This window comes from Streptomyces spiramyceticus (assembly GCF_028807635.1).
GTDB classification, from domain to species: Bacteria; Actinomycetota; Actinomycetes; order Streptomycetales; family Streptomycetaceae; genus Streptomyces; species Streptomyces spiramyceticus.
This window is the reverse complement of the sequence record NZ_JARBAX010000001.1, coordinates 611,934-624,196: the sequence shown is the minus strand read 5'-3', so window position 1 is coordinate 624,196 and position 12,263 is coordinate 611,934. Positions and strand designations below refer to the sequence as shown.

The 12,263-nt window shown below is 70.3% G+C and carries 11 protein-coding genes; 4 read left to right on the top strand and 7 right to left on the bottom strand.

What is annotated here, in order from left to right; all coding sequences use genetic code 11:
• From PXH83_RS02750 to PXH83_RS02740, 3 genes are all read right to left on the bottom strand, one after another.
• On the bottom strand, positions 1–984 hold the full coding sequence (locus PXH83_RS02750) for an ABC transporter permease (protein ID WP_274556236.1): 984 nt from the start codon (positions 982–984) through the stop codon (positions 1–3).
• Positions 984–2,552, bottom strand: a complete 1,569-nt coding sequence (locus tag PXH83_RS02745) for an ABC transporter substrate-binding protein (RefSeq protein WP_274556234.1) — start codon at positions 2,550–2,552, stop codon at positions 984–986. The genes PXH83_RS02750 and PXH83_RS02745 overlap by 1 nt, the downstream gene beginning before the upstream one ends.
• A gap of 109 nt (positions 2,553–2,661) precedes the next feature.
• A complete protein-coding gene (locus PXH83_RS02740; RefSeq protein WP_274556232.1) occupies positions 2,662–4,026 on the bottom strand; it encodes a serine hydrolase domain-containing protein in 1,365 nt (454 codons plus the stop codon).
• Positions 4,027–4,185: 159 nt separating this feature from the next.
• Between PXH83_RS02740 and PXH83_RS02735 the strand changes: the two genes are divergently transcribed.
• Positions 4,186–5,031 carry a M55 family metallopeptidase gene (locus PXH83_RS02735; protein ID WP_274556230.1) on the top strand — a complete coding sequence of 282 codons (846 nt, stop codon included), beginning with the start codon at positions 4,186–4,188 and terminating at the stop codon, positions 5,029–5,031.
• A gap of 103 nt (positions 5,032–5,134) precedes the next feature.
• On the opposite strand, the gene PXH83_RS02730 is transcribed toward PXH83_RS02735, so the two are convergent.
• Entirely contained in the window at positions 5,135–5,791 is a 657-nt protein-coding gene (locus PXH83_RS02730) for a response regulator (RefSeq protein ID WP_274556228.1), read from the bottom strand.
• Complete coding sequence (locus tag PXH83_RS02725) at positions 5,788–7,017, bottom strand: sensor histidine kinase (RefSeq protein ID WP_274556225.1); 1,230 nt, start codon at positions 7,015–7,017, stop codon at positions 5,788–5,790. The genes PXH83_RS02730 and PXH83_RS02725 overlap by 4 nt, the downstream gene beginning before the upstream one ends.
• A 133-nt stretch (positions 7,018–7,150) precedes the next feature.
• Here PXH83_RS02725 and PXH83_RS02720 point away from each other — a divergent pair, with 133 nt between their 5' ends.
• Positions 7,151–8,074, top strand: coding sequence for an ABC transporter ATP-binding protein (locus PXH83_RS02720; RefSeq protein WP_274556223.1), 924 nt, complete (start codon positions 7,151–7,153; stop codon positions 8,072–8,074).
• Positions 8,071–8,898 (top strand): ABC transporter permease subunit, encoded by an 828-nt coding sequence (locus tag PXH83_RS02715; protein ID WP_274556221.1) that lies wholly within the window; start codon positions 8,071–8,073, stop codon positions 8,896–8,898. The genes PXH83_RS02720 and PXH83_RS02715 overlap by 4 nt, the downstream gene beginning before the upstream one ends.
• 43 nt (positions 8,899–8,941) lie before the next feature.
• Here PXH83_RS02715 and PXH83_RS02710 read toward each other — a convergent pair whose 3' ends face one another.
• Complete coding sequence (locus PXH83_RS02710; protein WP_274556218.1) at positions 8,942–9,457, bottom strand: GNAT family N-acetyltransferase; 516 nt, start codon at positions 9,455–9,457, stop codon at positions 8,942–8,944.
• 136 nt (positions 9,458–9,593) lie between these two features.
• Positions 9,594–11,048 (bottom strand): glyceraldehyde-3-phosphate dehydrogenase, encoded by a 1,455-nt coding sequence (locus PXH83_RS02705; protein ID WP_274556216.1) that lies wholly within the window; start codon positions 11,046–11,048, stop codon positions 9,594–9,596.
• A gap of 151 nt (positions 11,049–11,199) precedes the next feature.
• On the opposite strand from PXH83_RS02705, the gene argC reads away from it, so the two are divergent.
• Positions 11,200–12,228: an N-acetyl-gamma-glutamyl-phosphate reductase gene (gene argC / locus PXH83_RS02700; RefSeq protein ID WP_274556214.1), complete on the top strand. Its 1,029-nt coding sequence runs from the start codon at positions 11,200–11,202 to the stop codon at positions 12,226–12,228.
• Positions 12,229–12,263 lie beyond the last annotated feature (35 nt).

Below are 12,263 nucleotides of genomic sequence, written 5' to 3'. Positions count from 1 at the left end.
TCAGCTCCCGCGGATCGTGGAACGGGGATCGGCGACGGCGACGGCCACGTCGACGGCGAAGGTGATGACGAGCGCCGCCGCCCCGTAGACCAGCACCACGCCCTGCACCAGCGGGTAGTCCTTCTGCGTGATCGCCTGGACGATGGTGGTGCCGAGACCCGGCCAGGCGAATACGTTCTCGATCAGGACGGTCCCCGCGATCAGCGAGGTGAACAGCAGCCCGCCCAGCGTCAGCGAGGACGTCAGCAGATTCGGCAGCGCGTGCCGCAGATAACGCAGCCGCGCGGGAAGCCGCTTGGCCCTGGCCGTACGCATGTAGTCCTCGCCGAGCACCCGGAGCGTCTCCACCCGTACGATCCGGGCCAGCACCACCGCCGGGATGATCGCGAGGGCGAGGACCGGCAGGACGTACGACGAAGGCCCGCCGCGCGACGCCACCGGCAGAACCGGGAACGCCACACCGAACAGCGCGACCAGCCCCACGGCCAGCAGGAATTCGGGCACCGCACCGAGCGTTCCGGTGACCGCCGTGAACGCGAGCTCACCGCGCCGTCGTTTCCCGTCCCTGGTCAGCACGGCCGCCGTCATCCCGACCGGGATCGCGATGAGCATGATCAGGACGAATGCCGGTACGGCGATCTCCAGGGTCGCGGGGAGACGGCCGGAGATGATCTGCGACACCGGCAGGTCGGCGGTGATCGACTGGCCGAGACGGCCCTGCAACAGGCCGCTGACGAAGGCCCCGTACTGCTCCGGCAGGGACTGGTCGAGCCCGAGCGCGTGGCGCCGGGCGTCGACCAGCGCCGGATCGGCGGTCGGGCCGAGCGCCGCCCGCACCGGGTCCCCGGGAACCAGGTGGATCATCGCGAACGACGCGGTGACCAGCACGCCCAGCGACACGAACAGCCGCACGACCCGCCGTACGACGAACCCCGCCCACGGCCCCCGTACGCCGAGCCGGGCCGGCAGTGCCAGGGCCGCCATCAGCCCAGCGTCCTTCGCAGACTCGACGGCACGATCCCGCCGTCGGACCTGAAGGTGACGCCCTTGCCGTACACGGTCTGCGGGTTGGTCACGATCGGGACGACATCGACGCGCTTGATCAGCGCGGCGTCCGCCGCGTCCCACAGGTCGCATCCCGCCTTGCCCGGCTTGGTCGATGCCTCGGCGGTGAGGCGCTCGTACTCGGGGTTGTCGACGCGGCCGAAGTTGGTGCCGCGCGGCGGCACGGGACCGCTGAAGAACCTGGTGAGCTGATCGGGCAGGGACACACCGATCGGCGACCAGGCCACGTCCCACGTGTCCGCGCTCAGCGTGGAGACGACGGTCGCCTGGTCCATCGTCCTGGTGGTCGCCTTCACCCCGAACTCGGTCCACTGCTGGGTGGCCAGTTCCATCGCGGAGCTCACCCGCGGCCCCTGGGTCGACGGGTACGGAGCGGTGATGCTGAGCGGCTTTCCATCCTTGGTCCAGGTCTTGCCGGTCTTCGTCCACCCCGCGGATGTGAGGGCCTCGGCAGCCCGGGCGGTGTCGTGCGCGGGCAGGTTCCCGGTGACGGTGTCGCCGGTACAGGGAGTGGGGGCGATCTCGCCGAGGTTGGTGGCGGGCCTGCCCGTTCCGCCGGTCGCGACGGAACCGATCTGCTTCAGGTCCAGCGCGCCCACCAGGGCTTTGCGCACCGCAGGGTCGGCGGTCGCGTGACCGGAACCCTCGTTGAAGATCAGCTCACCGAAGAGGAGCCGGGTGCTCCGCGACATGACCTTGGCCGCCTTGAGACGGTCCCGGTCGGTCCCGTTGATCTGGGCCGCGTTGACCTCGCCCGCGAGCAGCAGGTTCGTGGCCGTGGACTCGTTGGCCACCACCTTGAAGACCACCGTGTCGGGCATCTCGTCGCCAGTGGCGCCGTCCGGGCCCCAGGTGTAGCCCTTGCGTTTGACGTACGTGAAGTGGTCGCCCGCCACCGCCTCCTTCAGCCGGTACGCGCCGGTCGCGTCGGAGGCGCGGGCCAGCGCCTTCGGGTCGGACAGCCCCTTCTTGCAGGTGAGGGGGAGGAGTTGGGCCATCTCCACGAAGAAGGGTGCGGGCTGCTTGGTGCGTACCGTGACCGTGCGCCTCGCGTCGTCGGCCTCGGCGGCGGCCGTCGGCGGTACGGCGACCCCGAGGAGCGGCGACTGGTTCTTCGGGTCGGCGACGTAGTTGTACACGGCCGCCACGTCCGACGCGGTCAGCGCCGAACCGTCCTGGCAGGTCACGCCCTTGCGTAAGGTGAAAGTGGCCGACGTGGGGGTGGCCGACCAGCGCTGTGCGATGCCCGAGACCGTGGAGCCTTTGGGGCCCTGGTGCACGAGGGTGTCGTAGGCGAATCTGTTCATGGACAGCGCGGAAGAGGCCACTGTTCCCAGCGGGTTGAGGGTCCCGGGGTCCGAGGCGATCGCGATGGTGACGGTTCCGCTGCCGCCGCCTCCGGTCACGCCGCCGCTGCACCCGGTCGTGGCCAGTCCGATCGCCGCGATCGCCGCGGCTGCCGCACCGGTGGTCGTGGTGCTTCTCATCTCATCTGCTCCTCTGCCGGCCTGCGCGAGGGGACGGGGGATTCAGGCACTTCAGGCGTGGGGGTGTTGGAGCGGCGCGTTGGTCAGGCGCGTGGTTCAGGTGCGCGGCTCAGGCGCGTGGGACGGCGCGGCCCAGGTGCAGGAAGCGAGCCTTGTCGCCGTCGCCGAGGAAGGTGTACGTCTGGTACCGGCCGTCCGTCTCTCTTAGAGCGACCAGTGTGCGGGCGTCCAGCGGCACCATGACCGTGCTGTTCGGGGCGTCTTCGCCGGGCAGGGCGGCGGCCGGGCCGAGGGGCCGTACCACCACGGACAGGGCCTCGCCGACCTGCACGACCTCGGCCTCGCAGGTCACCGACTCGTACCGGCCGGTGAAGAAGCGTAGGTCGACCGTCGGCGGTTCGTCGGGCGGGACCGGCAGCGGCGGCACGCTCACTCCGGCCAGGTCTGCCAGCAGCTCGGTGACCAGGACGTGCAGGCCGAAGAACCCGCCCCCGTTGGTGAGGATCGCGACGGCCACGTCCTGCTCCGGCACGATGCGCAGGAGCGCGGACTGGCCGATGGTGCCGCCGTCGTGCCCGATGACCGGGCCGCCCTTCCAGTCGAACAGCTCCCAGCCGAGCCCCCAGTGATCCGCGAGCGGCCCGACGCCCGGCACGGCCGCCTGCGGCTCCCGCATCGCCCGGACGCTCTCCTCGGAGAGCACCCGCGTGCCGTCGGGGGCCACACCGCCGCTGATGTGCATCTTCGCGAAGCGGAGCTGGTCCCGGACGCTGAGCGTCAGCGTCGAACCGGCGGGCGCGTTGGAACGCGGCATGTTCCACAGCGGCGCCTTGACCGGCTCGCCGTCCGGGCCGGGCACATGACCCATCGCCACCCGGTGCCGGATCGCCTCGCCCGGCGAGGTCGCGAGCTCCGTCATGCCGAGCGGGACGGCGATGCGCTCGCGGAGCGCCGCCTCCCAGGTCAGACCGGTGAGCACCTCGACGATCCGGCCGAGGACCACATAGCCGCTGTTGCAGTACGACCACAGCTCACCGCACGTGAACAGCTGCCGCGAAGGACCCGAAAGGCCGGCCACGAACCGCTCGACCGCGTCGTCGCCGGGCCCGTGGTCGTCGAAGATGTCGCCCTCGAAACCACCGGTGTGGCACAGGAGTTGGCGCAGGGTGACAGCCGCGCTCACCGCCTCGTCCGTGACCCGGAAGTCCGGCAGGTAGCGCGCCACGGGCGCGTCCAGGTCGGCCAGGCCCTCGTCGACGAGCTGCATGATCAGCGTCGCCGTCCAGACCTTGGTGACGGACCCGGTCTGGAAGATCGAGTCGGTGGTCGCCGGGTAGCCGGTCTCCTTGTCGAGCACGCCGTACGCCGCCTCGACGATCTCGTCGCCGCGCTGGACGGCGACGGTCGCGCCGGGGATGCGATGCCTCTCGGCCAGTTCGGCAAGGCGTGCCCGCAGATCTTCGGTGTTGACCATGACCACCTCCGTGGAGAGCAGTGAGGGCACAGTAGGCGCCGGCCTGGCAGCGCCGGATCGTCGTGGGAGACGAAAAAGGCGCCCGGGACCTGTGCGTACGTCCGATGACGCCCGATCGCCGGGGTCGGATGATGCCGGAGGCCACAGGAGAGGAGACCCATGGACGTCTACATCTCGGTCGACATGGAAGGCATTTCGGGGATCGCGACCGTTGACCAGATCGCGCGCGGCGGCCACGGATACCCGCGGGCCCAGCAGTTGATGACCGCCGAGGCGAACGCGGCGATCGAGGGGGCGTTCGACGCCGGAGCGGACTCGGTCGCGGTGAACGACAGCCACGGCACCATGGACAACTTCCTGCAGGACAGGCTCGACGAGCGGGCCCGCCTGATCACCGGCAGCCCGAAGGCGCAGTGCATGGCGCACGGCATCGGCGGCGACCACGGGGTTGCGCTGTTCGTCGGCTACCACGCGGCGGGCGGCTGCCCCGGCGTACTCGCCCACAGTTTCTCGTCGTTCTTCGCCTGGCTGAAACTGGGCGACCGTATCGTGTCGGAGGCCGAGATCAACGCGCTCCTCGCCGCCGAACACGGCGTTCCCGTCGGCCTGGTGACCGGCGACGACCAGATCTGCGCGCTGGCGCAACGCCGGTTCCCCGGCGTGGTCACCGCCACGGTCAAGCGCGCCGAGGGCTACACCGCCGCCGACAGCCTCCACCCCCGCCGGGCACAGGCCCTGGTCCGCGCCGCGGCGGCCGAGGCGGTGAAGAACGCCGGCGCGCTCCGGCCGGTGGCGATCCCCGACCGGCTCGTGCTGACCGCCGGGTTCCAGATCCCGACGGCGGCCGAGTCCGCGGCGGACGTGCCGGGTGCGGTGCGGCTCGACGAGACGACGGTGACGTGCGAAGTCTCGGACCCCAGCAGCCTGATCGGCCTGATCAGGGTCTGGTACTCAACGGCCGCACTGGCCGCGAGATCGCGCCTGCCGATGATCGACGTGCGGTAGGCACCGGCCGTACTTGAGCCCGTCCTGCGTTTGAGGGTGCTCCCCTACGCCCTGCGGGCGTGGGGGCCCCAGAAGGGCAGCCCTGGGTACGCCCTTGCACCGCTCACCTCGGCGGCGCCACCATCCCCGTCTCGTACGCGATGATCACAAGGTGAACCCGGTCGCGCGCGCCGAGTTTCGTGAACAGCCGCGCCACGTGCGCCTTTACGGTGGCCACGCTGATGCACAGGTGGCTTGCGATCTCGCTGTTCGACAGGCCGCGTCCGACAAGGGTCATCACCTCGCGTTCCCGCCCGGTGATGCCCTCGACCGACCGTGGCGGCCGGGCCGGTTCGGGGCGGGCGGCGAACTCCTCGATGAGGCGGCGCGTGACGCTCGGCGCGATCAGGCCGTCCCCGGCGGCGACCACGCGTATCGCCGCGAGGATGTCCTCCAGGGCCATGTCCTTGACGAGGAACCCGCTCGCCCCGGCGCGGAGCGCGCCGTAGACGTAATCGTCGTCGTCGAACGTGGTGAGGACGAGGACGCGCGCCGCATCCGAGCCCGCCGTGATCAGCCGGGTGGCCTCGATGCCGTCCATACCCGGCATGCGGATGTCCATCACCACCACATCGGGATGTACGTCCCCGGCCAGCCGGACCGCCTCCGCTCCCGTTCCGGCCTCTCCCACGACGTCGATGTCCGGGGTGTCGGCCATCAGTACACGCAGGCCGGCGCGTACCAGCGGCTGGTCGTCGGCGAGCACGATACGGACCGTCATCCGGCTCCTTCGGAGAGGGGCAGCCTGGCCGCCACGTGAAAGCCGCCTTCGGGCCGGGGCCCGGCGGTGAAGTGTCCGCGCAGCAGGCCGACCCGCTCCCGCATGCCGACGATGCCCCAGCCGGTGTCGCCGCCGGTGCCGGGGACCGGGCCGCCGCGGCCGTCGTCCTCGACCTCTATGGACAGCTCGGCGTCCCGGTAGTCGACGGTCACCCGGCAGTCGGGGGTGCCCGCGTGGCGTACCACGTTGGTGAGCGCTTCCTGAAGGATCCGGAACGCCGCCAGGTCGATGTCGGCGGGCAGCGGCCGCCGCTCTCCCCGCCACCGCACATCGACCCGTACGCCTGCGTCCGACGTCGACGCGGCCAGCCGGCCCACGTCGGCCAGCCCGGGCATCGGGTCGAGCGGCGTGGCTCGGCGACCGGGCCCGGATTCGGAGCCCGGTTCGGAGCCGGGTTCGGAGCCCGGCTCCGTGCGGCGCAGCGCACCCAGCGTCCGCCGCAGCCCCGCGAGGGTTTCCCGGCTGGTGGCTTCGATGGTGCTGAGCGCGTTGCGCGCCTCGTCCGGCTGCGTGTCGATGACCCGGCTGCCGACCCCTGCCTGGATGGCGATGACGCCGATGCTGTGCGCGATCATGTCGTGCAACTCGCGGGCGATGCGCAGCCGTTCCGCGGTGACGGCCTGAGCCGCGGTCTGCGAGCGCAGCGCCGCGGCGTGCTCGCGGCGCTCGCGGACCGAGTAACCCGCCAGCCAGGCGGCGAGGACCGCCAGTACGAGAAACACAACCGCGTTGGTGTGTTCGCCCGACCCGTTCGTGTAGTAGCGGACGGAGCCGATCTGCGCGCCGAGCGTCAGAACGGCGGCCGCGATCGCGGTGCGGCGCGTGCGGTTGGCCACGAGGAAGCCGACGGCGAGATCGTTCACCAGGACCAGCACATAGACGATCTCCCAGTACGGCCACGTGGTCGCCGCGGCGAACGTACCGACGAGCATCAGCGCCACCGCAGGCAGCGGACTGCGCCGCAGCAGACCGATCAACAGGACGGTAGCGACGCCCGACAGAACAACCCGCAGGGCAACGGAGCGATAAGGCCCGGCCTGTACCGAGAAGAACAGGACGAACGGGTACGCCACAGCCCCGGCCCAGGCCAGGACCGTCCACGCGACGGGCGGCCCCACGCTCCTCACCCGCGCAGGGCGTCGAGAACTCGTCGTCGTAGTGGGCATGAGGGGATCGTAACCGCCTGACCTGCGGCAGAGCATTGGTCCGTGGACCTACGCCCACGGGCTACAACGGCCGCCGCGAGTGTGGCCGACGGCCCGATGCCGTACGGGCACAGCTCCCGGCACCGTTGGCCGGGTGATCGAAGTCAACGAACTGACCAAGCGATACGGCGCAACCACCGCCGTCAACGGCCTCACCTTCACCGTGCACCCCGGGCACGTCACCGGGTTCCTCGGACCCAACGGCGCCGGAAAGAGCACCACTTTGCGGCTGCTCCTCGGCCTGAACGACCCCACCGGCGGAACCGCCACCATCGACGGCCGCCCGTTCCGCGACCGCCCGCGCGGCCTGCGTCACGTCGGCGCGCTGCTCGACGCGGGCGACGTCCACGGCGGGCACACCGCTCGGGCTCACCTGCACGCCCTGGCCCGCAGCAACCGCATCCCGCGCGGCCGGGTGGACGAGGTCCTGCGGGAGGTCGGTCTTGCCGAGGCGGGGCGGCGCCGCATTGGTGGGTTCTCTCTCGGCATGAGGCAGCGCCTCGGAATCGCCGCCGCGCTGCTCGGCGACCCACCGGTGCTGCTGTTCGACGAGCCGATCAACGGCCTTGACCCGGAAGGCGTGTTGTGGGTGCGGGGCCTGTTCCGCCGACTGGCCGCCGAGGGACGCACGGTCTTCGTCTCCAGCCACCTGATGACCGAGATGGAGCACACCGCCGACCATCTGGTCGTCATCGGCCGGGGCGAGCTGATCGCGGCGGAGAGCGTCACGGAGTTCGCGGCCCGCGGTACGCGTACGAGCGTCACCGTGCGTACGCCGGAGAGCGCTGCGCTGACGGCCGTACTGACGGCGGAAGGAGCATCCGTACAACCGGACGGGCATCCGGACCGCGGCGATGCCCTCACGGTGACCGGCCTGACCGCGGCCCGTATCGGCGAACTCGCCCTCCACCACCGGATCCTGCTTCACGAACTGGCCACCCGCGCCTCCTCGCTGGAAGAGGCATTCATGGAACTCACCGCCGACAGCGTCGAATACCTCGCCGGAGAACCCCGATGACCATACTCTCGACCGAGCCCCGCGCCCGCTTCACCGACCTCCTCGCAGCCGAGTGGATCAAGCTCTGGTCGCTGCGCTCGACCCCCTGGGCCTTCACGGTCGGCGCGCTGATCGTCATCGGCATCAATGTGAACGCCGCCGTAGCCGACCACAACAACTGGCCGGGCTACCCCGACGGCATCAAGGCCCTCTTCGTGCCCATCTGGGCCATGCGGGACGCATATACGGCCGGAGCCTCCATGGTCCTCATGCTCGCTGCGGGCAGTATCGGCGCGCTCACGATCGCCAGCGAGTACAGCACCGGACAGTTCCGTACGACCTTCGCGGCCGTCCCCGCCCGTGGCTCGGTCGTGGCCGCCAAGATGTCCGTCGTGACGGTGATCATGCTGGTGTACGGCACTGTCCTCGCGGTGACGTCGTTCGGCGTGACCCAGGCCGTCCTGTCCGGGCGGCACGTGGGTCTGCCCTTCGACTACCCCGGCGCACTGCGCGTCATGGCGGCGTCCGCCCTGCTCGCCCCTGTGTGCGCGCTGACCGGCATGGCTCTCGGCGCGGTCGTCCGGCACACCGCGGCCACCGTCGTCACGCTCACCTTCGTGCTCCTGGTGCTGCCGTCCCTCCTCAACGCCCGCAATCACTTCTCGGCCACCGTCCTGCACGCCCTGCCCCAAGGGGCGTGGGAGCAGCTGACCGAGGTCGGCGACCACTCCTTCATGCCGGACCGCCACCCGGCGACGATCACCGGGTCGTGGATGGTCTTCGCGGCCTGGTCACTCGTATCGGCTGTCGTCGCCATGGTCGTCGTACGCCGCCGCGACCTGTGAACACACCGGCCCCGCGGCCCCTGGTCCGCCGGGCTCCCGGGGCCTAGATACCGAACGGTGCGGCGTAGCGGACGGTGCCGCTGGGCAGCGGGTGGTCGGCGTCGAGGGTGAGGGCCATCATGGCCTCGTCCGGGACGTCGATGCTGAGGCCGATGCCGTGGGCGGAGGCGCGGGTGAAGCCGAACCGCGGGTAGTAGGCCGGGTGTCCGAGGACGGTGACGAAGTATTCGCCCATGTCCTTGGCGGCCTGGAGTGCGGTGCGGATGGCGGCGGATCCGGCGCCGGTCTTCTGGTACTCGGGGAGTACGGACACGGGGGCCAGGCACAGCGCCGGGGTGTCGTCGATGTGACAGCGGGTCAGCAGCGCGTGGCCGACGAGCTTGCCGTCCTGGTCGGTGGCGACGATGGACAGACCGTCGATCCAGGAGCTGTCGGTACGCAGAGCGTCGACGAGATCGGCTTCCAGCGCCGTCTCGAAGGCCGCCAGGACGATCTCGCGGACGGCGGGGATGTCGGCGCTGGTCTCGGCGCGCGTGTTCCAGTGGATGCGAGTGCTCATGATGGGATGCAGGTTAGCCGTGGGGGGTATGGACCGGGGCTGAATGCTCCGACGACTACCGGTTGTGACTGAGCGCTGTAGTCGGCCGGGCCGGCCGACTACAGCGCTCGTCGCGAAGTCAGGGCGTCCGCCGAGATCAGACCGCCGGGGCCGGGTAGGTCGGGTATTCCACCCCGGATACGTGCTGGACGACGCGGATCACCTGGCAGGAGTAGCCGAACTCGTTGTCGTACCAGAGGTAGAGGATCGCGTTGTCGCCCTCGACCTTGGTGGCGCCGGCGTCGACGATCGAGGCGTGGCGCGAGCCGATGAAGTCGCTCGACACCGCGTCGGGTGCCGTGGTGAAGTCGATCTGGCGCTTGAGCGGCGAGGTCAGCGACACATCGCGGAGGTAGTCGAGGACCTCCTCGCGGTTGGTCTCGCGCGCGAGCTGCAGGTTGAGGATCGCGATCGAGACGTCCGGCACCGGAACGCGGATCGAGCTGCCGGTGATCTTTGCCTTGAGGTCGGGCAGCGCCTTGGCGACGGCGGAGGCGGCACCGGTCTCGGTGATGACCATGTTGAGCGCCGCCGAGCGGCCGCGGCGGTCGGCACCGTGGTAGTTGTCCAGCAGGTTCTGGTCGTTGGTGAACGAGTGGACGGTCTCCACGTGGCCGCGCAGGACGCCGTACTCGTCCGCCATCGCCTTCAGCGGCGGGGCGATCGCGTTGGTGGTGCAGGAGGCGCAGGACAGGATCTGCTCGTCCGGCTTGATCGTGTCGTGGTTGACGCCGTGCACGATGTTGGGGACGTCGCCCTTGCCCGGAGCGGTCAGGACGACCTTGTCGATGCCGGGGCGCAGGTGCTTCGACAGGCCCGCGCGGTCGCGCCACTTGCCGGTGTTGTCGATGAGGATGGCGTCCTTGATGCCGTACGCCGTGTAGTCGACCTCCGACGGGTCGCCGGCGTGGATCACCTTGATCTCGTTGCCGTTGGCGATGATGGTGCCGTTCGCCTCGTCGACGGTGATCGTGCCCTGGAACTGGCCGTGGATGGAGTCGCGGCGCAGCAGCGAGGCGCGCTTGACGAGATCCTCGGCGGCCCGGCCGCCGCCCGGGCGGACGACAATGGCGCGCAGCCGCAGTCCGTTGCCGGAGCCGGCCTTCTCGATGAGCAGGCGGGCGACGAGGCGGCCGATGCGGCCGAACCCGTAGAGGACGACGTCGCGCGGCTCGCGGCGCTCTATCTTGTCGGCACCCGTGGCGCCGACGACGGCCCCGGCGGTGAACTCCTCCACCGACAGACCGCGGTCGTCGGTCTTGTACGTCGCGGCGAGCATGCCGATGTCGATCTGGGAAGGACCGAGATCGAGCGTGGTGAGGGCCTGCAGGAACGGCAGCGTCTCGGTGACCGAGAGCTCCTCACCGGCGATCTGCCGGGCGAATCGGTGGGTCTTGAGGATGCTGACCACCGACTTGTTCACCAAGGAGCGGCTGTGAAGCAGGACGGTGACGTCCCGCTCCCGGTGCAGCTTCCCGATGATCGGGATCATCGACTCCGCGATCTCCTCGCGGGTCTTCCAATTGGTGAACGAGTCGTCATTGACAGTCACAGGTTTATCTTTCGAGCTAGGCGGCGCTCATATGCTAACCCCCCGCCATTTTGATCATTCAAACGGTGCCACTTGAGTGAACCCTTCCTCGATCTCATTGCATAAAAGTGCGGTGCTGCGTATAGTCATGCCATCGACGAGGAGGAACTCGATGACGGTACGTGCAGCAGTGGCTGGAGCGAGTGGGTATGCGGGCGGGGAGCTGCTCCGCCTGCTCATCGCTCACCCCGGGGTCGAGATCGGCGCCCTGACCGGCCATTCCAACGCAGGTCAGCGCCTCGGCGGACTTCAGCCGCACCTGCTGCCGCTCGCCGGGCGGATCCTCGAGCCGACCACCGCGGAGGTGCTCGCCGGGCACGATGTCGTCTTCCTGGCGCTCCCGCACGGCCAGTCCGCCGCCGTAGCCGAGCAGCTCGGCGACGATGTGCTCGTGGTCGACATGGGCGCCGACTTCCGGCTGGCGGACGCCGCCGACTGGGAGACGTTCTACGGTTCGCCGCACGCCGGCACCTGGCCGTACGGCCTCCCCGAGCTCCCCGGCGCCCGCGCCGCCCTGGCCGGCTCCAAGCGCATCGCCGTGCCCGGCTGCTACCCGACCGCCGTCTCGCTCGCCCTCTTCCCGGCGTACGTCGCCCAGCTCGCGGAGCCGGACGCCGTGATCGTCGCCGCCACCGGCACCTCCGGTGCGGGCAAGGCGCTCAAGCCGCACCTGCTCGGCAGCGAGGTGATGGGCTCGATGACGCCGTACGGTGTCGGCGGCGGCCACCGGCACACCCCCGAAATGATCCAGAACCTGAGCGCGGCGGCAGGAGAGCGGGTCACCGTCTCCTTCACGCCGACCCTCGCCCCCATGTCCCGCGGCATCCTCGCCACGTGCAGCGCCAAGGCGAAGCCGGGGACGACGCCCGAGGGCGTACGGGCCGCATACGAGAAGGCGTACGCCGACGAGCCGTTCGTGCACCTCCTCCCAGAGGGGCAGTGGCCCGCGACGGCGTCCGTCTACGGTTCCAACGCCGTTCAGGTGCAGGTCGCGTACGACGCGGCGGCAGGCCGCATCATCGCGATCAGCGCCATCGACAACCTTGCCAAGGGCACGGCCGGCGGCGCGGTGCAGAGCATGAACATCGCCCTCGGACTTCCCGAGGACACCGGACTTTCCACGACGGGAGTGGCTCCGTGAGCGACGCACGCGCAGCCGCCGGGCTGCAGGCAATG